Source organism: Pedobacter sp. KBW06 (assembly GCF_003852525.1).
Lineage (GTDB): Bacteria > Bacteroidota > Bacteroidia > Sphingobacteriales > Sphingobacteriaceae > Pedobacter.
On the sequence record NZ_QAJL01000005.1, the window covers coordinates 624,853 to 646,390 of the forward strand.

The 21,538-nt window shown below is 44.2% G+C and carries 21 protein-coding genes; 10 read left to right on the forward strand and 11 right to left on the reverse strand.

Features of this window, described 5'->3' with window-relative positions:
- Positions 1 to 4 precede the first annotated feature (4 nt).
- Together xseB and xseA are read right to left on the reverse strand one after the other, a co-directional pair.
- A complete protein-coding gene (gene xseB, locus DBR43_RS28760) occupies positions 5 to 208 on the reverse strand; it encodes an exodeoxyribonuclease VII small subunit (protein ID WP_069381539.1) in 204 nt (67 codons plus the stop codon).
- A complete protein-coding gene (gene xseA / locus DBR43_RS28765; RefSeq protein WP_124586772.1) occupies positions 186 to 1,559 on the reverse strand; it encodes an exodeoxyribonuclease VII large subunit in 1,374 nt (457 codons plus the stop codon). The genes xseB and xseA overlap by 23 nt, the downstream gene beginning before the upstream one ends.
- A gap of 99 nt (positions 1,560 to 1,658) precedes the next feature.
- Between xseA and DBR43_RS28770 the strand changes: the two genes are divergently transcribed.
- Together DBR43_RS28770 and DBR43_RS28775 are read left to right on the forward strand one after the other, a co-directional pair.
- A complete protein-coding gene (locus DBR43_RS28770) occupies positions 1,659 to 1,919 on the forward strand; it encodes a YtxH domain-containing protein (protein ID WP_124586773.1) in 261 nt (86 codons plus the stop codon).
- 8 nt (positions 1,920 to 1,927) lie between these two features.
- Complete coding sequence (locus DBR43_RS28775; RefSeq protein ID WP_124586774.1) at positions 1,928 to 2,167, forward strand: hypothetical protein; 240 nt, start codon at positions 1,928 to 1,930, stop codon at positions 2,165 to 2,167.
- Here the strand turns inward: DBR43_RS28775 and DBR43_RS28780 are convergent.
- Positions 2,164 to 3,192, reverse strand: coding sequence for an LD-carboxypeptidase (locus DBR43_RS28780; protein WP_124586775.1), 1,029 nt, complete (start codon positions 3,190 to 3,192; stop codon positions 2,164 to 2,166). The genes DBR43_RS28775 and DBR43_RS28780 overlap by 4 nt on opposite strands.
- A gap of 185 nt (positions 3,193 to 3,377) precedes the next feature.
- Here DBR43_RS28780 and DBR43_RS28785 point away from each other — a divergent pair, with 185 nt between their 5' ends.
- The 4 genes from DBR43_RS28785 to DBR43_RS28800 are packed head-to-tail and all read left to right on the forward strand — an operon-like array spanning position 3,378 to position 8,379.
- On the forward strand, positions 3,378 to 4,409 hold the full coding sequence (locus tag DBR43_RS28785) for a PmoA family protein (RefSeq protein ID WP_124586776.1): 1,032 nt from the start codon (positions 3,378 to 3,380) through the stop codon (positions 4,407 to 4,409).
- Between the two features lie 32 nt (positions 4,410 to 4,441).
- On the forward strand, positions 4,442 to 5,803 hold the full coding sequence (locus DBR43_RS28790; protein ID WP_124586777.1) for a DUF1080 domain-containing protein: 1,362 nt from the start codon (positions 4,442 to 4,444) through the stop codon (positions 5,801 to 5,803).
- 12 nt (positions 5,804 to 5,815) lie between these two features.
- Positions 5,816 to 7,174, forward strand: a complete 1,359-nt coding sequence (locus DBR43_RS28795) for a Gfo/Idh/MocA family protein (RefSeq protein ID WP_124586778.1) — start codon at positions 5,816 to 5,818, stop codon at positions 7,172 to 7,174.
- A 2-nt stretch (positions 7,175 to 7,176) separates the two neighbouring features.
- Positions 7,177 to 8,379 carry a Gfo/Idh/MocA family protein gene (locus DBR43_RS28800; RefSeq protein ID WP_124586779.1) on the forward strand — a complete coding sequence of 401 codons (1,203 nt, stop codon included), beginning with the start codon at positions 7,177 to 7,179 and terminating at the stop codon, positions 8,377 to 8,379.
- 38 nt (positions 8,380 to 8,417) lie between these two features.
- Here the strand turns inward: DBR43_RS28800 and DBR43_RS28805 are convergent, their stop codons facing one another.
- The 3 genes from DBR43_RS28805 to DBR43_RS28815 form a co-directional block, all read right to left on the reverse strand.
- A complete protein-coding gene (locus DBR43_RS28805; protein WP_233603256.1) occupies positions 8,418 to 9,431 on the reverse strand; it encodes a type IX secretion system membrane protein PorP/SprF in 1,014 nt (337 codons plus the stop codon).
- A gap of 207 nt (positions 9,432 to 9,638) precedes the next feature.
- Positions 9,639 to 11,324 carry a sodium/sugar symporter gene (locus DBR43_RS28810; RefSeq protein WP_124586780.1) on the reverse strand — a complete coding sequence of 562 codons (1,686 nt, stop codon included), beginning with the start codon at positions 11,322 to 11,324 and terminating at the stop codon, positions 9,639 to 9,641.
- A 111-nt stretch (positions 11,325 to 11,435) separates the two neighbouring features.
- The gene (locus DBR43_RS28815) at positions 11,436 to 12,623 is read right to left on the reverse strand and encodes an MFS transporter (RefSeq protein ID WP_124586781.1); all 1,188 of its coding nucleotides are present in this window, start codon (positions 12,621 to 12,623) and stop codon (positions 11,436 to 11,438) included.
- Positions 12,624 to 12,801: 178 nt separating this feature from the next.
- On the opposite strand from DBR43_RS28815, the gene DBR43_RS28820 reads away from it, so the two are divergent.
- Positions 12,802 to 13,659 carry an HD domain-containing protein gene (locus DBR43_RS28820; RefSeq protein ID WP_124586782.1) on the forward strand — a complete coding sequence of 286 codons (858 nt, stop codon included), beginning with the start codon at positions 12,802 to 12,804 and terminating at the stop codon, positions 13,657 to 13,659.
- Here DBR43_RS28820 and DBR43_RS28825 read toward each other — a convergent pair.
- The 4 genes from DBR43_RS28825 to DBR43_RS28840 all read right to left on the reverse strand — a co-directional run bounded on the left by DBR43_RS28825 (position 13,652) and on the right by DBR43_RS28840 (position 18,227).
- A complete protein-coding gene (locus DBR43_RS28825; protein ID WP_124586783.1) occupies positions 13,652 to 14,404 on the reverse strand; it encodes a hypothetical protein in 753 nt (250 codons plus the stop codon). The genes DBR43_RS28820 and DBR43_RS28825 overlap by 8 nt on opposite strands.
- Positions 14,405 to 14,581: 177 nt before the next feature.
- Positions 14,582 to 14,971, reverse strand: a complete 390-nt coding sequence (locus DBR43_RS28830; RefSeq protein ID WP_124586784.1) for a DUF2784 domain-containing protein — start codon at positions 14,969 to 14,971, stop codon at positions 14,582 to 14,584.
- Positions 14,972 to 17,545 carry an ABC transporter permease gene (locus tag DBR43_RS28835; RefSeq protein WP_124586785.1) on the reverse strand — a complete coding sequence of 858 codons (2,574 nt, stop codon included), beginning with the start codon at positions 17,543 to 17,545 and terminating at the stop codon, positions 14,972 to 14,974.
- Positions 17,538 to 18,227 carry an ABC transporter ATP-binding protein gene (locus tag DBR43_RS28840; protein WP_124586786.1) on the reverse strand — a complete coding sequence of 230 codons (690 nt, stop codon included), beginning with the start codon at positions 18,225 to 18,227 and terminating at the stop codon, positions 17,538 to 17,540. The genes DBR43_RS28835 and DBR43_RS28840 overlap by 8 nt, the downstream gene beginning before the upstream one ends.
- 74 nt (positions 18,228 to 18,301) lie before the next feature.
- Between DBR43_RS28840 and DBR43_RS28845 the strand changes: the two genes are divergently transcribed.
- A complete protein-coding gene (locus DBR43_RS28845; protein ID WP_233603258.1) occupies positions 18,302 to 19,009 on the forward strand; it encodes an arylesterase in 708 nt (235 codons plus the stop codon).
- 28 nt (positions 19,010 to 19,037) lie between these two features.
- On the forward strand, positions 19,038 to 19,862 hold the full coding sequence (locus DBR43_RS28850; RefSeq protein ID WP_124586787.1) for an ion transporter: 825 nt from the start codon (positions 19,038 to 19,040) through the stop codon (positions 19,860 to 19,862).
- 10 nt (positions 19,863 to 19,872) lie between these two features.
- Here DBR43_RS28850 and DBR43_RS28855 read toward each other — a convergent pair whose 3' ends face one another.
- A complete protein-coding gene (locus tag DBR43_RS28855; RefSeq protein ID WP_124586788.1) occupies positions 19,873 to 20,559 on the reverse strand; it encodes a substrate-binding periplasmic protein in 687 nt (228 codons plus the stop codon).
- A 204-nt stretch (positions 20,560 to 20,763) separates the two neighbouring features.
- On the opposite strand from DBR43_RS28855, the gene map reads away from it, so the two are divergent.
- Positions 20,764 to 21,528: a type I methionyl aminopeptidase gene (gene map / locus DBR43_RS28860; protein ID WP_124586789.1), complete on the forward strand. Its 765-nt coding sequence runs from the start codon at positions 20,764 to 20,766 to the stop codon at positions 21,526 to 21,528.
- Positions 21,529 to 21,538 lie beyond the last annotated feature (10 nt).

Here is a 21,538-nt window from a genome sequence, read left to right on the forward strand (position 1 = left end):
GATACTACTTTTGATTCTCCATTTGCTTAATGATTTTATTTACTTCAGTCTCTGTTGCCCGCAACTTGTTCTGACAGAATTCAATGAGTTCGGATGCCCGTTTTACCTTTTCTGCAAGAATATCCACAGAAACCGATTCTGTCTCTATTTCCTGAGCAATCTCGGCAAGTTCCCTATAAGCCAACTCATAAGTTAAATTCGTTTTCATCGTATGCTGATTTAGATTTTACAATTGTTTTTATTTCGGAGTTTGCCAACCTCACTGTTAATTCTGTACCCACCTCAATCTGGTCTGCATTCCCGGCAATCTTTCCATCTACTTTTATGATGGCAAATCCTTTGTTCAGGATATTTTGCGGGCTCATGATCCTCATGACCGACTGAAAATGGGCAATGTGTGCCGTTTTATTCAGAAAATACAGCTTGCTGTAAGACTGCAGGTTGAGCTGGAGGTTGCTCAGGTCTTTCCGCCTGTTGGAAATGATGATCCTTGGATTGGTCAGGATCATTCCCGATAAATTCATGATGGTTTTATGGTGTTCATGCAACAGGTTGCGGGTGGTATTGATCGTGATCTGGTTGAGCCTCACCAGCCTGTCTTTATGGTGATTGATCATTTGATAGGTCTTGATCAGGATCATTTTCTGTGTACCAATCAGGTTGTCTTCAAAAGCCCGGTTATGGGCAATGATAAACTCTGCGGCTTTGGTAGGTGTTTTGGTAGAAGTATGTGCCATCAGATCGGCGATGGTCTCGTTCTTCTGGTGCCCGATCCCGGTGATGACCGGAATGGGAAATTTGGCGATTGCCCGGTTAAGTTCATAATTGTCAAAAATCAGGAAGTCAGTCTGTGCGCCACCTCCGCGAATGATGACCAGGGCATCATAGGGTTTCTGTGATTCGAAAACTTCAATGATCCTGGCGAGGAACTGTTTTGCGTTTCCATCGCCCTGCACCAAGGCAAAGTAATCGTCAATATGAAATTTATAGTCGAATGGGTTGTGCTCGAGGGTATGTTTAAAATCCTGAAACCCTGCAGAGGTATCCGAAGAAATGACTGCAATCCGCTGGATCACCTGATTGAGTGCCAGCTCGCTGTTCCTGGTGATGTATCCCTCTCCTGCTTTTTTGATAAAGGCCTGATTCTCGCGGACCAGCCTTTCCAGGGTTTCTTTACGCTGTTGCTCAAATAAGCCCAGTGTGAAATTGGTATCGATATCCAATAAATTGAGCTGCAGGCCAAAAGATGGATTATACTGTACCGAAACCTGAATTAATACATTGATGTCGTTCTTGAATTTCTGGCCGGTTGCTTTCTCAAAATTGCTGATGTTCAGCGAGGCGTTACCCCATGCCCTGCCAGAGACCTTTGCCAGGATCTTCGCGGCCGTTTTATCCTTTTCCACCAGCTCAAAATAATGGTAATTGCTTTGAGGTTTATAGGTGTAATTGGTGATATCTGCAATGATCCAGAATGTTTTATGTCCGAAAGCCCCATCAATTACCTGTTGGATTTGACTCGTCAGCTCAGACAGCTTTATAGAAGGAATAGTGCTCAAGGGTTATAGATATCTATGATAATTGTCTAAAGTTAGGAATTCTAAAAACAAATCTGCCCTTGTTACAGTTTATAATGGACGAAGAACAATAAATTTTTTATGAACGAAAATACAAGAATACTATTGGGAGTATTTGCAGGGCTGGCCGCCGGTGCTGCCCTGGGTTTATTACTTGCTCCGGAAAAAGGAAGTGATACCCGTGATGACCTGAGCCTTTCATTAAATGATTTGGGCAAGAATCTTCAGGATGGAGCAGAAAATAAGATGGATCATTTAGAAAACATTAAGGACCGCCTGAGCAATGCCATCAGTCTTGGATTTGACCAGGACGATTACAATGACCATGTGGAACACGTATAGACAGATAGATGGGAAAAATTTACGATTACAAAGAGATTCACAATTTAACGGATCTTAAAAATAAGCAAAGGGAACTTCAGACCGATACTCAGCTGCATGAAGACTCCATAAAAAATGGGGTAAAGACCTATATTCATCAGTACAGCCCCGGCTATCTGATCAGCAAGTACACGAAAAAGCCCAAAGAAAAGGTCGCTTCTTTGTTTAACAAGGTCAGGTCCTGGTTTGGAAAAAAAAAGAAAAATTAGGACAAGGAAGTCAGGCTGCTGCCATTGGCATTGACTTCAAAGCTATGTCTGACCCCACATTTCAGGGCAAAGTTGTTCTTTTGATGTCCAACGGGGAAATCAAAGCAAAGCGGATAGTGGTAGTCTTTTACTTTTTCCTGTACAATATCGTAAAGGGTTTTGCCGAATTCTTCACCGGGATCATCGGGTTTTACTTTAAAGCCTCCAATGATCAGCCCCTGCAGCTGCTCCAGTTTCCCGGTCCGTTTCAGGTTCCAGAACATGCGGTCCAGCCGGTACAGGTATTCTCCGGTATCCTCCAGGAACAGAATTTTACCTTCCGTCTTTAAATCAGATTTACTGCCCGCCAGCGTTTCAATGATACTGAGGTTCCCGCCAACAAGCACAGCTTCTGCTTTACCCGGCCTGTTAAAAGGACTGGGAGGCGCTGCGTACTTCAAGAGCGTTCCGCTCAATGCCTGCCGGATAGAAAGGATCGTTTCAATCTGCATTGGATCTGCAAGCGTCCAGTCTGAGGGAAAACTATTGCACATTTTAGAATGTATAGAAGCAATTCCGTATTTGCGGTTGAGGTGGCAATGTAATACCGTCACATCACTAAAGCCGATCATCCATTTCGGACTGGCCACAAAGCGGTCAAAATTCAACTGGTCTATGATGCGAACGGCCCCATAGCCTCCCCTGGCACACATGATGGCTTTTAGATCCGGATCGTCAAGCATGTTTTGCATGTCCTGCGTTCTTTCCTGATCTGAGCCCCCGAAAGTAAAATCCCTCCGGTCTACGGTTTTCCCTATCTTGACGCGGAAGCCCCAGCTTTCCATCAGCTGAACGGAAGGCAGGATCTCTGCCATGGTAATAAAGCCCGCCGGACAAGTGATCCCTATGGCATCCCCTGCCTTTAAATAGCCGGGGATTTTTACCGGCACTGCCGGATCTGATCCTTCCGGGCTTCCAAAAGACTTTAATGCCGGAAATGTTGCGCCCGCCATCGCCATAAAAGAAAGAAAATGTTTCCTGTTCATTTTGCAGATTGCTATACACAATGATAAGGGTAATTCCGGACATCGCCAGTTTACTCCATCGTTTTCGTAATTTTTTTAGGCGATAAAGCCTGTTTCTGAGTACTTTCTATCCGAAGAAAAGTATATTAGCTTAAAACAACCGATACTGTTACCTCTGAATATCGGAGTAAGTTCGCTAACCAAATATGAAGAAATACCTGATCCTGGCGCTTTTAAGCGGGAGTCTGCAAGTCGACGCGCAGACTAAAAACGTAGGTTTCATCCCCTATAAGGACGGAAATAAAATTGATGTGCTCATTGATGGCGCTCTTTTTAGCAGTTTTCTCTATTCCAGTCAACTCGAAAAACCCATCTTATATCCATTAAATACAGCAAGCGGACAAACCATTACCCGTGGATTTCCACTGAACCCCAGGGACCAGGAAAGAACAGACCACCCGCACCATGTTGGCTTATGGCTAAATTATGAAAGCGTGAACGGACTTGATTTCTGGAACAATTCCTATAATATTCCCGCAGAGAAGAAAAGCAAATACGGCTGGATCAGGTCGGTGGAGGTTGTTCAGACCAAAGCCGGGGCTAAAGAAGGAAAGCTGGTTTATACCGCTAACTGGGAAAGACAAGACCGGCATGTATTGCTGAAAGAACGGACTACGCTGGTATTCTCCGGGACAGCCCATACCAGAACTGTTGACAGAATTACGACCCTGACCGCAGTAAAGGATACCGTCTTTTTCAAAGATGTGAAAGATGGAATGCTGGGCCTGCGGGTGACCAAAGAACTTGAAATGCCTTCCAATCAGGTGGCAGAGTTTAGTGACAGCCAGGGCAACCGCACTAAAGTATCTGCTTCTACGAACGGGGCAAACGGAGATTACCTCACGAGCGCCGGAAAAAAAGGAAACGAGGCCTGGGGAACCAGGGCAGACTGGTGCCTGTTGTCGGGAATAAAAGAGGGACAGGAAATCTCTGTGGCCATCATTGACCACCCTAAAAATCCCGGCTACCCTACTTACTGGCACGCCCGTGATTATGGCTTATTTGCCGCAAATCCGCTCGGCCAGGAAGTGTTCAGCAAGGGAAAGGAAAGTTTAAACCTGCGCTTACTGCCAGGAACATCAGTGACCTTCCGCTACCGGGTGCTGCTCAGCTCCTCAGAGAAGCCAGACATTTCCAATCTGCAAAAACAAGCATTAGAATTCAGTAAAATCAAATAAGAACCACCTAAAACAGCAGTAAACACACACAAATGAAAAGTAAAAAATTATTAGTCTTAGCCGCCTTATTCCTTGGCACTGCCCCCATGACCCTGCAGGCCCAGAGCCAGAAATGGCAGAACCTGTTTAACGGAAAGGACCTTACCGGATGGAAACAGCTCAACGGGCAGGCAAAATATGAAGCGGTTAACGGGGAAATTGTGGGCACTACGGTATCCAATCAACCCAATTCCTTTCTGACCACAGAAAAAAATTACGGGGACTTTATCCTGGAACTGGAACTATGGGTAGACCCATCCATGAATTCAGGTGTGCAGATCCGGAGCGAAAGCAAGGCCGATTATGCCAATGGCAGGGTTCATGGCTATCAGGTAGAGATCGATCCTTCCGACAGACAGTTCAGTGGTGGGATTTACGACGAATCAAGAAGAGGCTGGTTATATCCTTTGGACATCAATCCGGCAGGAAAAGCAGCTTTCAAAAATAACCAATGGAATAAATACCGCGTAGAATGTATTGGCAACTCCATCAGAACCTGGGTAAACGGTATCCCGACCGCAAATGTGGTGGATGCCATGACCCCCAGCGGATTTATCGCCCTGCAGGTTCATAGCATCGGCAAAAATGACCAGCCGGGTAAACAGATCCGCTGGCGCAATATCCGCATTCAGACAACAAACCTTAAACCTTCTAAAAATGACGGAATATTTGTCGTGAACCTTGTTCCAAATGACCTGTCTTCTCAGGAAAAAGCAGAAGGCTATTCCTTATTATGGGATGGTAAAACAAGCAAAGGATGGAAAGGCGCCTATAAATCAACCTTCCCGAAAACAGGCTGGTTTATGATTGATGGAGAGCTGAGTGTTCAGAAATCCACTGGCGCAGAATCTACCAATGGTGGTGATATTGTAACGGAAAAACAGTATTCCGCATTTGAACTGAAATTTGATTTCAAATTAACTGAAGGTGCAAATAGCGGGATTAAATATTTTGTAACGCTGACAGAAGGAAACAAAGGTTCGGCAATCGGCCCGGAATATCAGATTCTTGACGATGCGAAACATCCGGATGCAAAACTTGGAAAAGGCGGCAACCGTACCCTGGGCTCTTTGTACGACCTGATCGCAAGCAAAAAGATCCCCAATGCGCAAAAGAAAATCGGGGAATGGAACAGGGGCCTGATCAGGGTTTATCCGGATAATAAAATTGAATACTGGTTAAACGGCTATAAAATCCTGGAATATACCAGAGGATCAGCAGAATTTCTTGCCCTGGTGGCTGGCAGCAAATACAAGGACTGGAAAAATTTCGGAATGGCAGCAAAAGGCCATATCCTGATTCAGGACCATGGCGATCAGGTTTCTTTCAGAAGCATTAAATTAAAACAACTTTAAATCCCACTGTGTATGTTATCCTCAAGAAGAAAATTCATTAAACAATCGGCAATTGCCGCTGCAGGAACCTATATGGGAACAATGGGTTTAAGTGCAAAAAGCTATGGAAATATCATTGGTGCCAACGACCGGGTAAGGGTTGGCGTGGTCGGCTTCTCTGACCGCTTTGCCAGCTCCCTCCTGCCCAGTTTCTTAAACCACCATAAAGAACTCAACTTCGACATCGCTGCAGTTTCTGACCTCTGGAATTACCGCAGGAACCTCGGTGTGGACCTGCTCAAAACAAAACTCGGGCATGACATCACTGCATGCCGGAACAATGAAGAATTATACAACCTGAAAGATATTGATGCCGTGATTGTCAGCACTGCTGATTTTCAACATGCGGTTCATGCCATGGAAGCCATCAGGGCCAAATGTGATGTGTATTGCGAAAAACCCTTTGCGGAAACGATGGAAGATGCCCGTGCCGCTTTGAAGGCCGTTAAAGCATCCAAACAAATTGTTCAGATCGGTTCGCAGAGAAGAAGCGGCGGCAACTACAAGGCAGCTTCCAAATTTATTCAGGACGGTAAGTTTGGCGACATCACCATGGTAGAACTCAGCTGGAATGTAAACCAGCCGGGGCGCTGGCGCAGACCAGAATTGGTGGCAAAATTAAAACAGGAAGACACCGACTGGAAGCGCTTCCTCATCAACCGTCCTTTTGAAGAATGGGATCCGCGCAAATACCTGGAGTACCGTTTGTTCTGGCCCTATTCGTCGGGGATGCCGGGACAATGGATGTCGCACCAGATTGATACGGTACATTGGTTTACCGGGCTCAAACACCCGAGAAGCGTGGTGGCCAATGGAGGGATTTACCAATGGAAAGATGGCCGCCGGAACTGGGATACCACGACCGCAGTATTCGATTATGGCAAAGCCGATGACCCGCAAAACGGGTTTCAGGTGGTCTTCACTTCCAGGATGCACAATGGTGATGAAAACCCCGCAGAGATTTACTATGCCAATGGCGGAGAGCTGAACCTGAATACCAATATGGTTTCTCCAAAAGGCGGATTAAAAGCCAATGCAGCCAGTGCGATGCACATGCAGCCCAATTTGCTGCCGGAACTAAAGCTGACCGATATGGTAGAGAAAGTGGCCGCCTCGGCCAATACAGGTGGAGATAAGCTGACTTCTGCCCATATGCGGAACTGGATGGAATGTGTGCGCAGCCGGGAGCAAACGAATGCGCCGGTAGAAGCAGGTTATTACCATTCGATCGCAAATATCATGACCAATGCTGCCGCAAGAACCGGTAAAAAAGCGACCTTCGATGAAAGAACGCAGGAAGTGATGGTGGATGGTAAAGTATTTAAATATTAAACATGTTCAGAAGAGAATTCATACAAAATACAGGCATCCTTGCGGGCGGATTATTGCTCCCTAAGGATATGTTTGGAAGAACAGCTGCCGGAGATCAGGAAGGAAGGATCAAAGTCGCCGTTATAGGTTGCGGAGACCGGGGAAAAGGATTGCTTCATATTGCAGCCCAGCTTCCCGCAGAATTTGAAGTCGCGGCGATTTGTGATGTACTGGATTTCAGACTCAAAGAAACCTTAAAACAACAGCCGGGATTAAAGCAATACCAGGATTACCGTGCCCTGCTCGATGATAAAACGATCAGGGCAGTGTTTATTTCCACACCTTTGAACATGCATTTTCCGATCGCTGTAGCTGCGCTGCAAGCCGGAAAGCATGTGTATCTGGAAAAAACCATGACCTATAACATTACCGAGGCTTTAGATCTGGTAAAGATCGTGAAACAGCATCCGGATCAGATTCTGCAGGTAGGTCATCAATACCGCTATGCACCTATTTACTATAAGGTCAAAGAGATGATCGATAAAGGTTATCTGGGGAAAGTGACGCAGATCGACAGTCGCTGGGACAGGAACAACAACTGGCGCAGAAGTGTTCCGGAGCCTTCACTGGAACGAAAGATCAACTGGCGGATGTACAAAGAGTATTCCGGAGGCCTGATGGCCGAACTGCTTTCCCATCAGATGGACTTCATCAACTGGGCTTTTGATACCCATCCTCAGGAAATCTTCGCCACTGGCGGAATCGACTTTTACAAGGATGGCAGGGAGACTTACGACAATGTCCAGGTAATGTTCCGTTATGCCAAAGAAGGAATGATCGGGAACTTCGGAACCACACTGGCAAATGAGCGCGACAGCTATTTGTTTAAGCTGAAGGGCACAAAAGGAACGATTTCCCTATTGGTGAATGACGCGATATTTTATCCTGAAAAAAGCAATAGAAAAGAACTGGAAACCGTTGACGGGGTAACTGGTGCCACAAAAATTGTTTGGGACAAGGATGGCGGAATTCCGATCAGGACAGATCTTCCCGGTAAAGATGGGACTTACTATTCACTGAAAGACTTTCATCGCGCAATCGCAGAGAAAAAACAACCGGATTCCAATGTGATTACCGGAGCCAGAACCGCAATATGCGTCCACCTCGCTAATAAAGCTTTGTATGAGGAACGCATAGAGAAATGGGACAGCAAGTATAATGTTTAAATTTCCCTGTCTGCAGAAGAACCGTTAAAGCCTTAAATTTACCAGTTCTTCTGCGGACAGGTTACTTTGTATCTGTTGTTTAGCAGAATTCCCAATACCACCTCATGACTTCCCGTACTGACTTTGCCCAACTCGGAAGTCGTAAAATCATAAGAATAGCCCAATACAAAGAGCGAGCTGACGTTAAAGCCTGCAAGCAGTGCAAAGGCATCGTTGGAACGATAACTCGCCCCCAACCAGAACTTGTCTTTAAAAGCAAACTTTAAGTTTACATCTGTTGATATTGGTGTCGGACTAACATATTTAAACATCACAGAAGGCAGGGCAGCAATCTCATCGCTAACGAAAAACTTATAACCACCAGTCAGAAATACATGCGGGACTTGTTTTCCCTGGTTATAGTTATCATCTTCGCTGAAACTGATGGGCCTGTTCAGGAGCTGCTGGGCAGAAAGCCCCGCAAAAAAATTGGCCCCATAAAGCCAGAGCCCCGCTGCGAGGTCGGGTTTTAATTTATTATTTGCATTTTCAGAGATTGCCGGATCAAAGTTATTCTCCAGGCTGATCTTGGAAATGTCCAGCATCAACCTCGAAATCCCCCCTGCGATGCCTACGCTCAGGTTTAATTTCGGGGAAAGCCCCAGGTGGTAGGCATAAGTGATCTTGAAATCACTGCTCGTGATCGGGCCTGTTCTGTCCACCACTCCATACACACCTATGCCATGGTGTGGCTCTAAGGCCATATAGGTATGCACATAGCTTCTCTTCATCGGGTTGTTTCCCTTTTCATCAAAGGAATTAGAGTTCCCATACAGGTATTGTTTTCCCAAAGGCATGTGCACAGAAAAATATGCTGTAATCGGCGCCTGGTCTATTCCACGCCATTGATTTCTGTATCCGAATTTAACGTCGGTATAATTCTCTATCCCGGAAATGGCAGGATTCAATATATAGTTGTTGAATATATACTGGGTATACTGAGGCCTTTGTTGCGCTTTACACAACATGGCAACGCTCAATAATAAATGGGTAAACAATACTCCTTTAGACACACCACTAATCTAGATAGATATAATTAGTTAAACAAATTTCTAATTACCAAATATTTTATCGTAATATAAATAATATTTCATTTTTGAAATATTATTGGTGTTTAAATCAAATTAGTGGCTTTTATATCGGAATACTGAAGGGATGATCACAAAAAAAACGCCTTCATTATGCATGAAGGCGTTTTTCTTATATCTCAATTCCTCTCCTTACCAGAAGGCCGAATACAAGGCAACAATTAAGGCCATGATGATTACTGCACCAATTGCAAATGAAGTGGATACTTTAAACATCTTAACGTCGATTTCGAGGCCTTTAGGAACGATTCCTTTTTTGTTCTCATAAATACTGATCAGGTACATACCCAGGATACAGACTGCGAACACGATCAGCATTCTATCCATAAACGGAATTTCAAATACACCTGAAGAATTGGCTACTGCCCATCCGTACTCGTATAAACCTGAAAGGTCAACCCATCCAGGTAAGAATTTAAGGACTACCGAAACGATGAAACCACCGATGGTAGCGAATAATGCGGCATTGGAGGTTGTTTTCTTCCAGAAGAACCCAAGAATAAACATGGCAAAGATTCCCGGAGATACAAATCCTGTATATTCCTGAATGTACTGGAACCCTTGTTTTCCTTCTCCCATCAGGGCATCACCTACGATCAGCGAAAGTACAACAGCAATCAGCATAGATACCACTACCGTGATCTTTCCTACGTTGACCATTCTTTGCTCTCCGGCATTAGGTTCGAATGCTTTCTTATAAATATCAAGGGTAAAAATTGTGGCGATACTGTTTGCTTTTCCGGCAAGGGAAGCAACAATGGCTGCAGTTAAAGCTGCAAAGGAAAGTCCTTTTAAGCCAACCGGCAACAGACCAAGTAAAGCTGGATAAGCTTTGTTTGGATCCTGAACACCAGAGGCAGTCAGCAGGCTGTTTCCATTTATGCCACCCATATTGTCTTTAACGATTAAGTATACAGCAATACCAGGAATCACGACAATCACCGGCATCAGCATTTTCAAAAAGGCTGCAAATAAAAGACCTGATCTGGCAACCGGTAACGAAGCACCCAATGCCCTTTGCGTAATGTACTGGTTACAACCCCAGTAACTCAGGTTGGCAATCCACATCCCTCCGATCAGGACACTTAATCCCGGAAGGTCCATATAATTCGGGTTATCCTTTTTAAAGATCAGGTGGAAGTGTTCTGAAGCACCTGTCTTCAGCAATCCAAAACCTTTTATGATTCCTTCTCCACCGGAGATTAGATTTAAAGCGATATAAGTAGCGACCAGTCCACCAAGAATCAGGAAGAAAACCTGGATCACATCGGTATAGCCAATTACCTTCATTCCACCGAGGGTAATGAAAATGGCAAATATGGCAAGTGCAAGGATACAGGCAGTAAGGTCAAGTCCTGAAATTCCGCTGATGGCCAATGCACCCAGATAAAGGATAGACATCAGGTTCACAACAATGTACAGCATCAGCCAGAATACGGCCATGATCATCGCCACCTTTTCATTGTAACGCTGGCTCAGAAACTGAGGCATGGTAAAGATCTTATTCTTTAGATAGACCGGCATAAAGAACACTGCAACAATGATTAATGTTGCGGAAGCCATCCACTCGTAGGCAGAAATGGCGAGACCGAGTTTAAATCCGGAACCACTCATTCCAATCATCTGCTCTGCAGAGATGTTAGAGGCAATCAGGGAGGCACCAATGGCCCACCAGGTTAGAGAACCTTCGGCTAAAAAATAGTCTTTAGAGTCTGCCGATGCAGTCTTCTTTTTGTAGTAAATCCAGAAACCGTAGGAGGATACGATGACGAAGTAAATGAAAAATACGATGTAATCGTATTTGTGAAGTGAGCTCATTGTGGTTTAAATGTTGATTAGCTAGCTAAAATATAAATTTATTTGGCATAACTTCCAGAAAGTAGCAGAAAAGCCAAATAATTTTAAATGCAGGCTTAAGCCCGAAGTTGATCAGGAAGTTGATTCCGGAATCAAAGGCTTTGGTTTATAGATGAATTGCAAATAAACGAGCGCCATCAGCGTAATTCCTGTACAATAATAAAAAGTAACCGGAATCATTGCGAGATCATCAATAAACAGCCATCCTGCAAGTAATGCGCCTAATCCGATACCGGCTTCCAATGCGATGTACATCGTGGCCATTGCCTTGCCGCGGTGCAGCGGATTGCTCAGGTCTACCGTCCATGCGGTGGCTGTTGGAGAGAGCATCCCGGTAGCAACACCGTAGAGCGCTGAGGCCGACATCAGCATTACAGAGGAGTCCGATACCGCGATCCAGAACAGGGAGATGGCCAGCAGGAACAGAGAGATTTTTAAGATAATCGGTCTTCCATAACGGTCTGAAGCCTTTCCTGCAACAAAGCGGATCAAAAGGGAAGTCAATGTAAAAACCATAAAGAACAGCCCTTTGTTGCTCGTTCCAAGGTGTTTACTCCAGTCGGAGATTACGGTGAGGATAGCGCCATAGCTCACATAACTCAGGAAAATGATGATCACCGAGGGAATTACCCTCCATTCGATGATGTCTTTTCTGCTGATCTTTAAATGAGCGAACCTGAATTTCTCTTTATTGGGCAATGTTTCTTTCATATTCGCCAGGATCACAATGGACAACAGCGCGAACAAGGAGGAACAATAGAAAAGGATATTGATGGAATAATGATCGGTGATCGTACTCCCGATTGCCGGGCCAATGGCCAGTCCGGTGCTGAAACAAACCCCATGCACCCCCATGGCTTCTCCCCATCGGTTAACCGGCACAAGGTCTGCAACATAAGCCGCGGTAGCTGTAGGTTTAAATCCGGTAGAAAAGCCGTGAATTAACCGCAGAAAAAGAAAACCGGCAACAGTAGTGAGTAGCGGATACAGGAAACCGCATACAAAACAAACGAGTGAACCTACGGCCATCACGGGTACCCTTCCAATGGTATCTGTCAGCTTTCCGCTGAATGGCCTGGAGATCCCCGCGGTAAGTGTAAATAATGCAATGATCAGTCCTTTGTACTCCGCTCCTCCCATATTGCTTAAATAGGCCGGCAATTCCGGAATCAACATGTTGAAACTTGCGGAAAAGAGAAATGAGCTCAAACAAACAAGTCCAAACTGTAAAGTATAAATGGTATCGGAAGATCGCTGCATCGGAAAGGAATGGATATCCGCCAAAGATAGGTAAATATCATTCTTATGAAAACCGGATAAGTTGAAAACTATTTATGTTAGCAACATAGGTTTAAAACTAAAATAATTAGTAATATTGTATCTCCGTTATTCAGTATTGCCAAACGGAAGGATGAGGAATTAATTTAGCTTAAAAAATATGGTAAGAGTAAGTGATTTGCTTTATGGAAATGTAGAACTGCCTGCAGTTTTTGAAGATTTGTTGGCTACTGCGGCGATGAAGCGGCTAGCCGGAATTCACCAGAGCGGGGCCATATTTTTAGTAAACCCTGATTTAAGCCATTCCCGTCTGGAGCACTCTATTGGCGTGATGCTGCTCATCCGCAAGCTTGGAGGTACGGAACTGGAGCAGATTGCCGGATTGCTGCACGATGCTTCCCATACGGCCTTTTCACATGTAGGGGATTATGTATTTCAAAACAGGGAGGAGAACTATCATGAAGAAATGTTTGCCGAGATCCTGATGAATTCAGATATACCTGCGGTACTGGTTAAACATGGTTATCACCTGGACCAGGTCCTTGACGGATCTTTTCCTATTCTGGAGCAGCCCTTACCTCATTTATGTGCAGACCGGCTGGATTATACTTTAAGGGATGCTTTGCATGCGGGATTGATCAACCGGCCGGCAGCAAAACTCTTTTTGGAGCACATCAGGATTCATGAGGGTAAACTCGTGGTAACGGATGTGGAGCAGGTAGATTGGATCAACCAGCTTTTTGAGCGCTTAAATCAGGAGATCTTTAACCTCCCGCTGCACCTTTATGCCAACCAGCAAATGGCGGTATTGATTCGTGACTTTCTAAAGAATGGTTTTCTAAATGAAGCGGACCTGTTTAAAGACGATACTTTTCTGCTGAATAAGATCCGGAGTATTGCTTTAGGATATGAGGCCGTAAAAGCCATTAAGCTTCAGAAAGGTTATCCTGCATTTTTAAAAAAGGGCTCCGGGTTAAAAACCAAACTCCGGAACCTGAAGGCGATATTGTCTATTTAACTTCTTTTTTCTTTCCGCCGAGGTTCACTACCGCACCTACGGTAAAGATGGAATTGCCTGCATTCATGAATTTGCGGCTCTTTAAGCCAAAATTACCGCTAGTGGTATATTGGAGTTGAACGGCATCGCTTAAACGCATCCTGGTGAAGAAAATGGGCTCTATGAACATGTTGTCTTCCTTAGGCTGAGCCACATTATTGCTTAGGAATGTATCCATCTTCACATGGCTGATCCGGAGTGCTGTTCCGTAATTTAAAGGAAAATTAGTTCCAAACAGGCGGAAGTTGCTGTTTTTCTTGGAGCTGTAATTTACCTGCAGGAAGGTCTTGGTATAGGTAAATTCCTCTGCAATATTTTTGGTTAACACCTTATTGTCATCATATTCCCGGAAATTACGGTCAGTACTGCCACCACCATAGCCTACATACAACTCAATAATCCTGTTATTGTCCGGACCAAAAGTGTCAAAATATCCTCCGCCAATCTCTATGGATTTATTGCGGTAATCTTTTGTTGTTCTTTCTTTGTTCAAATAGGCACCGCTAAACAAGACGCCAAGGTGATTGGAAATTGCATAGGCACCATTGATGCTGGCATTCCCTCTGGGTGTAATGTGTGCTCCCCCGCTAAACTCTCCTTTTTGACTCAACATCGGTGTATTCGGAACGTTTGGCATGTATACGGAAGAACAGGAGCTGAATAAAATCAGCAGGAAAAAGAAAGGGTATATCAATGGTTTATTCATAGCTGCAGATTCGTTAACAAAACAATAATCAAACGTGATTTTTGATGCTAAATTTTCTAAACATAGGAAATTACATACAAAAAACCTTCGTTAAATGTGCTTTTACACTGGGAGTTAAGCTCCAGAAACCACAGATGAACGCCCATAAAAAGCAGAGTAACAGCGCTGTTACCAAGTTCAGTTAGACTTCGCTTTCAGCTTTGATTTTTTACTGAAAAAATTTAGATAAACAGAGATGATGATCGATAAAAGAAAAGAACCAGCGGTAAGCGCATCAATCAGATTTGCATCAACTGACTGTCCGATGATCTTGTCCGCATAATATTTAACGAATGAATTCGGTAGATTTTGTTCTCCAAGCTGCGCTTTTACCTGCCATTGCCAATCCGTTACCGGGCAATAGCCGATGCCGTACCAGATGCCCAGGATCAGCCAGCAAGCCAGGGTAACCGCGACCCCATATAAATGAAGTCTTCTGGTTGCCGGGAATGCCCATGCAAAAAGGTTAAAACCAATAATCAGCAGGTGAACAAGGGTATATATAAAATCTAAAACATTCAGGCTCATTTACGCTTCTTTTCTTAAAATCTCCAATGGAGGATGGTTCAGTACACTCCTGCTGCTATAAATTCCTGTGATCATCACCAATAATGGGATGACGATGAAAAATACGATTAAAGGCAGGATATCCGGGGCAAAGGTAGCATTCAGGCTAAAAGCGGCAACTGCCCAGCTGGCTGCCAGTGCGAGAATGATTCCCGCTGCCGAAGCCAGGACGCCTAAAAACAAATATTCCAGTGCAGTGATGGTCAGGATTTGTTTTCTGTTCGCACCAAGGGTCCTCAATAAAACGCTCTCCCTCATTCGCTGGCCCTTACTGCTCATCACTGCGGACAAGAGTACAATCCAACCCGTGGCCATACTGAAACCGGCCATAAAACGAATCACAAAATTAATCTTAGTAAGCAGATCATTAAGTATTTGCAATATCATTCCTAAATTGATTATTGAGACATTCGGAAAGCTTTTCACTACTGCAACCTGAAAATCAGCAGATACTTTTTCTGTAGGCACATGGGTCATCAGGACATAGAATTGTGGTGCCTGCTCCAGCACTCCTGTAGGGAACACCACCCTGAAATTAGGCTGTACCGTATTCCAGTCTACCATTCTTAAACTCCCGATTTCTGTGGGCAATAATAATCCCTGCACATTGAAAACAATTTTATCGCCAACTTTCACATTGATCCTTTCGGCATAGCCTTTTTCCAAAGAGATCTTAACGGCTCTCCCTGCAGGTGTTGATCCTGTCCATTTTCCTTCCACCAGCTCTTCAGTTCCTCTCAAATCAGCCTGATAAGTTGCCCGGATTTCTCCTCTGAAGGCACGCAAAGCCGAGTTGCCACCTTTTTGCTGCAGACTATCCGCCCGGTCCAGTTCCTCCGCAGTTTTGCCGTTGATCTCTTCAATTCTCATCGTGACGATAGGCACCTGCCCCAGCACCGGTAATTTATACTGCCTGGTTAAACCCGCCAGCGCCTCTTTTTGACTGGTTTGAATGTCAAACAACACCATATTGGATTGTGATGAATCAGATGAAAGGGAAACCTTGTTCAGCAGGACACCCTGCACCAGGTATAGCGTCACAATAAAAACAGTCGACAAACCTATCGACACTGTCAGCATTAAGGTCTGGTTATTGGGCCGGTAAAGATTTGCAAAACCTTGTCGCCATAAATAGTTCATCGTATCCGGAATAGACTTTTTCAATATCAGCATGAGCAGTTTTGAAAGTCCTGCGAGTAAAAGAAAAGCAATCAGGATCCCCATCATAAATACCAGTGCTTCTATCCATCCGTTCATTTGCAGGTACGTAAAGCCATAAACAAACAGCACAATCACCCCATAAACCATCCATTTTAAAGGATCGCGCTTTGCGACAACCGAATCAAAAGAAGCCCTGATGGCATTTAAAGGAGAGATATTCCTCACCGAAAGTAAAGAAGGCAGGGCAAATAAAATCGAAATGATCAGTCCGATGGCCAGTCCCTGTGCGATGGCCATCCATGAAATCTGCATGCTGATGTCAATCGGGATAAAATCCTGCAGTACTAAAGGCAAGACAAACTGCACCAGGGTTCCTAACACAGCGCCGGCGATGGCACCAATAAAACCGATCACCGCAATTTGGATCAGGTAAATGAGAAAGGCTTCTCCCGCATTTAAGCCCAGGCACCTTAAAGTAGCTATTGTGCCCAGTTTTTCTTTGATATACACATGAATTGCGCTTCCTACGCCAACGCATCCCAATAAAAGGGCAATAAAACCTGACAACGCCAGAAATTTATTCAGATTTCCAAAAGCCCTTCCGGTACTTGCTTTTTTAGTCGCCACTGTTTCATGGTCCAGTCCTTCTTTATTGAAAAGCCGCTGATGACGTTTCAGGTCCCGTTCTACAGCTGCAAGCCGGTCGTACTTATAAAAATAACGGTATTGGATTCTGCTGCCTACCTGGTTTAATCCTGTTTGTTCCAGATATCGAAGGGGAATATATACTACCGGGGTAACCGTGCTGGCAATTCCACTTTGTCCGGGAACGCTTTCCAGGTTTCCGGCAATCGCAAAATGAACAGATCCGATTTTGATGGAATCTCCTACCGCTGCGTTAAACTGCAACATCAGTGTTTTATCTACCAAAGCATTTCTACCCTGTTTAAAAGTCTGGGCAGCAGTAACCGGACTGGTTTCTATTGTTCCATAAAAAGGATAATTTCCTTCCAGTGCCCTTACCTGAATTAACCTGCTTCCTGCTCCTTTGATAAAATAGACCATAGAAACAAAGTTTCTTTCCCGGGCCCGTTGTTGCCCCAGGGTATCCAGTAAAGCAGCAACCGTTTCCTTCGGTGCCCTCCGGCTATCGATCACCAAATCTGCACCAGTCAGTTCTTTGGCCTGATTGTCAATGTCTCTTTGAAGGTTATCTCTGAAAGAATAAACGGCCACCAATGCTGCAATTCCCAATACGATGGAAGAGATAAAAAGAAAAAGTCTGGATCTGTTTTTCCGGCTGTCTCTCCAGGCCATCTTTAACAGCCAGGCATAGTTTACCGGTCTTTTGATATCGAATTTATGATCAGGCATGGCTTAATTCTAAGTCTGAGATGATGACGCCACCTTTTAATTTGATCATTCTGTTGGTTTTCCCCGCAAGGTCCAGGTCGTGGGTAACGATCACCAGTGTGGTTCCGGCCTCCCTGTTCAGGTCGAACATGAGTTTGATGACCTTATCACTGGTCTCTGCATCCAGGTTTCCGGTGGGTTCATCTGCAAAAAGTATGGCCGGTTTATTTGAAAATGCACGTGCAAGGGATACCCGCTGCTGTTCTCCTCCGGAGAGTTGAACCGGATAATGTCCGGAACGATCGGCAAGACCAACCTTATCCAGCAAATCCATTGCATGGCTTTTAATGTTTTTCTCTCCCCTCAGCTCCAGCGGCACCATCACATTTTCTAATGCTGTTAAGGTGGGCAAGAGCTGGAAATTCTGAAAAATGAATCCTACATATTTATTTCTCACCGCCGCACGCTGATCCTCCGTTAACTGATCTAATGCCACCTGATTTAGTTCGACGCTACCTGAACTGGAACGGTCCAGTCCGGCGCAAAGCCCTAATAAAGTTGTTTTTCCGCTTCCTGAAGGTCCTGTAATGGAAACTGTTGATCCGGTTTGAATGGAAAAGCTAATGTTGTCCAGTACAGTGAGCTGATGCCCGGCATTTTGATAAATTTTACTTACGTTTCGGATGTTAAGGATATTTTCCACAGGCGGAGTTCTTTTTGTTTAAATATACACGCTATCGGCAATATTGACTATATTCAGACCCTTATTCAACACATATGTTACGTCATTATTTTGTAAGTTCTATCGTTTTAACAACGCTGTTTTCCATGGCATCCTTGTTTTCTTCCTGTGCCGGCGGACAAGGAAATGAGCAATCCGGAAAAGAAAAAGCAGATTCAACGAAATCCACGGAAAAGAAAACCGATGATAAAGGCTTAAAGAAGATCCTGTTTTTTGGAACGAGCCTTACGGCAGGTTATGGCCTTGATGTGACGGAAGCTTTTCCCGCGCTGATCCATCATAAGATCGATTCCCTGAAATTGCCTTATAAAGTAGTTAATGCAGGATTAAGCGGGGAAACCTCAGCCGCAGGAAAAACAAGGATCGACTGGTTATTGAACCAGCCTTTTGACATCATGGTCCTGGAACTTGGGGCAAATGATGGATTAAGAGGCCTTCCGCTGGCTGAAACAAAAGAGAACCTTCAGCAAATCACCGATAAGGTGAAAAAGAAATACCCTCAGGTCAGGTTTGTACTTGCAGGAATGCAAATTCCACCGAGCATGGGCGCTGAGTATGCGCAGGAATTCAAATCTATTTTTCCGGCATTGGCAAAGAAAAACAATATGGTATTGATCCCTTTCCTGCTGCAGGGCGTTGGTGGTGTACCTAAACTCAACCAGAAAGACGGAATTCATCCGACAGTGGAAGGACAAAAAATTCTGGCCGACAATGTATGGGCCCAGCTAAAAGGGCTTTTGTAAAGAAATCAGGGAATTCCAATAAAGAACTATGAATACGGAGAACGAAAAGAATAAAGACTGGCGGGCGAAGCTCCATGAAATCATTTATGAATCCAATACCTTTGCCGGAAAAGCTTTCGATGTAGCGCTGCTCATTGCTATTTTTGCCAGTATCCTCGTGGTGATGCTGGACAGCATTGAAAGTTATCACAGGCAATTCGGCTCGTTTTTTTCTGCGATTGAATGGACATTTACGGTGCTGTTTACCATAGAATATATACTTCGGCTTGTGATCATTAAACATCCGCTCAATTATGTGAAAAGCCCGCTTGGCATCATTGATCTGCTCGCCCTGATTCCTTCCTATCTGAGCGTCATTTTTGTAGGTGCGCAGTCTTTGCTCGCTTTGCGTGCTTTAAGGCTATTGCGGATTTTCAGGATCTTTAAGTTAGGCCGGTTTCTTTCGGAAATGAAGTTCCTAACCGTGGCCATCAGTGGCAGCCTGCGCAAGATCAGCATATTTATGCTCACTGTTCTTACGCTTGTGGTGATTCTGGGTTCTGTCATGTACCTGGTGGAGAACAGGGAAAACGGATTTTCCAGTATTCCCGAGAGCATTTACTGGGCCATTGTGACCATTACCACCGTTGGTTATGGAGACATCTCCCCTGTTACGCCTATGGGCAAGTTTGTGGCCTCATTCATGATGCTGATCGGCTATGCGATCATTGCCGTCCCCACCGGAATTATCACCACCGAAATGGCTGCAGCAGCAAGAAATAAAGGATTCCACCATCAGGTATGTCCCGGATGTGGACGTGAAGGCCATGATCAGGATGCTAAATTCTGTAAGTATTGCGCAACAAAGCTTTAAGTGCTAAGTTTTAGAACTGAATCTCACTGAACCATTTTGCATAAATGGCATCATAGATTCCGTTTTCTCTCAGCATTTTCAGACCTGTATTGAATTGTTTTCTCAACTCCAGGTCCCCTTTTTTCATGGCAATGGCATAATGGGAATCGGTATTGGGCAGGAACATGCCTATTTTCAGCTTGCTGTTATTCTGAAGAAAACCTCCCGCAATCGGCGAATCATCAACGAGCATATCGATCTTTCCTGCCTGAAGCTTTCTATACAGTTCCTTATTGGTATCTGCATGAAACATGTTGTTATCAGGGAATTTGGTATGGACATGTCTTTCTGCTTCTGTTGCCGTTCTAACCCCAATGGTTTTGTTTTTAAAGTCTTTAAGCTCATCCAGTGCGCCTTCTGCAGGTACTACTGCACAAAGTCTGAAATGTAAATAAGGTTCTGTAAACTCAAGAATGTGCTTGCGTGAGGAAGTTACTGTTACTGCCGAACAAATCAGGTCTAATTCTCCTTTAAAAAGTTTCTCCAGGATCGTTTTCCACAAAGAAACTTCGTAATGTATCTCAAAATCAAGGTGTTTAGCAATTTCACTTAATAAATCTACCTCAAATCCTTCAAATTTTTCAGAATTATAGTCCGAATGCATGGGAAATGGTGCGGCAGAATCTAAACCGACTTTCAATACTCTCTTTGGGGCCATAATTATTCCGGGATTAAGTGATTTGGCGCGGCTAATTTACGACAGTAAAAGCAATTTGTTCCTATAATGAATGTAAAGAAGATATTTCTTACAGGAATTTAAGCAAAAACTTTACATGTTGGACAAAATAAATAAAATTACATCAATGAAATGAAAGGTTATAGCTAATTCTGTAACTTTGATTGAAGAAATAAACGAGAAAATATGTCGATATCATCAGAAGCCGAGTTACTGGGTATCAGTAAAATAAGTGAAATTGTAGCCCTTGTTTTAAAGGAAATGAGGGAATATGCGGAGCCAGGAATGTCGGCTTTAGAGCTGGATAATTTTGGCGGAGCGCTGCTTCAGTCTAAAGGAGCAAAATCAGCACCGAGGTTGACTTACGGTTTTCCGGGATGGACCTGTATCAGCGTAAATAATGAAATTGCACATGGTATTCCTACTGAGAATAAGGTCTTTAAAGAAGGTGACCTGATCAATATAGATGTATCTGCAGAGCTGGATGGCTTCTGGTCTGACAACGGAGGATCCTTCGTATTGGGACAGGATTTTTACAACCACGCCCCCTTGGTAGCAGCATCGAAAAGAATTTTAACAAAGGCACTTCAACATATTAAAGGAGGTGTAAAAATTTCTGAAATTGGAAGAATCATAGAAACAGAAGCCAAAAAAGCAGGTTATATGGTGATTAAAAATCTTGCGGGACATGGTGTGGGCAGAAGCTTACATGAAGAACCGCATCAGATCCTTAATTATTATGACCGCTTTAATCAGGAAAGATTCAAGAAAAATTCTGTAGTGGCGATTGAGACTTTTATTGCTACCCAGTCCAGCCTTGCAGTGGAACAAGCTGACGGATGGACATTCTTAGGAAATAAAGGTGGTTTTGTAGCTCAGCATGAGCATACGATTATGGTTACAGGTGGCGCTCCGGTGATCCTGACCTCGATGAATGAGATTTTTTCTTAACTAACTGTAT

What these genes read in the sequence shown, in the direction of transcription:
- xseB (WP_069381539.1), bottom strand. Translation starts at nt 208, where the DNA reads ATGAAAACGAATTTAACTTATGAGTTGGCTTATAGGGAACTTGCCGAG.
- DBR43_RS28770 (WP_124586773.1), top strand. Translation starts at nt 1,659, where the DNA reads ATGAACGAAAATACAAGAATACTATTGGGAGTATTTGCAGGGCTGGCC.
- DBR43_RS28775 (WP_124586774.1), top strand. Translation starts at nt 1,928, where the DNA reads ATGGGAAAAATTTACGATTACAAAGAGATTCACAATTTAACGGATCTT.
- DBR43_RS28780 (WP_124586775.1), bottom strand. Translation starts at nt 3,192, where the DNA reads ATGAACAGGAAACATTTTCTTTCTTTTATGGCGATGGCGGGCGCAACA.
- DBR43_RS28785 (WP_124586776.1), top strand. Translation starts at nt 3,378, where the DNA reads ATGAAGAAATACCTGATCCTGGCGCTTTTAAGCGGGAGTCTGCAAGTC.
- DBR43_RS28790 (WP_124586777.1), top strand. Translation starts at nt 4,442, where the DNA reads ATGAAAAGTAAAAAATTATTAGTCTTAGCCGCCTTATTCCTTGGCACT.
- DBR43_RS28795 (WP_124586778.1), top strand. Translation starts at nt 5,816, where the DNA reads ATGTTATCCTCAAGAAGAAAATTCATTAAACAATCGGCAATTGCCGCT.
- DBR43_RS28800 (WP_124586779.1), top strand. Translation starts at nt 7,177, where the DNA reads ATGTTCAGAAGAGAATTCATACAAAATACAGGCATCCTTGCGGGCGGA.
- DBR43_RS28810 (WP_124586780.1), bottom strand. Translation starts at nt 11,324, where the DNA reads ATGAGCTCACTTCACAAATACGATTACATCGTATTTTTCATTTACTTC.
- DBR43_RS28815 (WP_124586781.1), bottom strand. Translation starts at nt 12,623, where the DNA reads ATGCAGCGATCTTCCGATACCATTTATACTTTACAGTTTGGACTTGTT.
- DBR43_RS28820 (WP_124586782.1), top strand. Translation starts at nt 12,802, where the DNA reads ATGGTAAGAGTAAGTGATTTGCTTTATGGAAATGTAGAACTGCCTGCA.
- DBR43_RS28825 (WP_124586783.1), bottom strand. Translation starts at nt 14,404, where the DNA reads ATGAATAAACCATTGATATACCCTTTCTTTTTCCTGCTGATTTTATTC.
- DBR43_RS28830 (WP_124586784.1), bottom strand. Translation starts at nt 14,971, where the DNA reads ATGAGCCTGAATGTTTTAGATTTTATATATACCCTTGTTCACCTGCTG.
- DBR43_RS28835 (WP_124586785.1), bottom strand. Translation starts at nt 17,545, where the DNA reads ATGCCTGATCATAAATTCGATATCAAAAGACCGGTAAACTATGCCTGG.
- DBR43_RS28845 (WP_233603258.1), top strand. Translation starts at nt 18,302, where the DNA reads ATGTTACGTCATTATTTTGTAAGTTCTATCGTTTTAACAACGCTGTTT.
- DBR43_RS28850 (WP_124586787.1), top strand. Translation starts at nt 19,038, where the DNA reads ATGAATACGGAGAACGAAAAGAATAAAGACTGGCGGGCGAAGCTCCAT.
- DBR43_RS28855 (WP_124586788.1), bottom strand. Translation starts at nt 20,559, where the DNA reads ATGGCCCCAAAGAGAGTATTGAAAGTCGGTTTAGATTCTGCCGCACCA.
- map (WP_124586789.1), top strand. Translation starts at nt 20,764, where the DNA reads ATGTCGATATCATCAGAAGCCGAGTTACTGGGTATCAGTAAAATAAGT.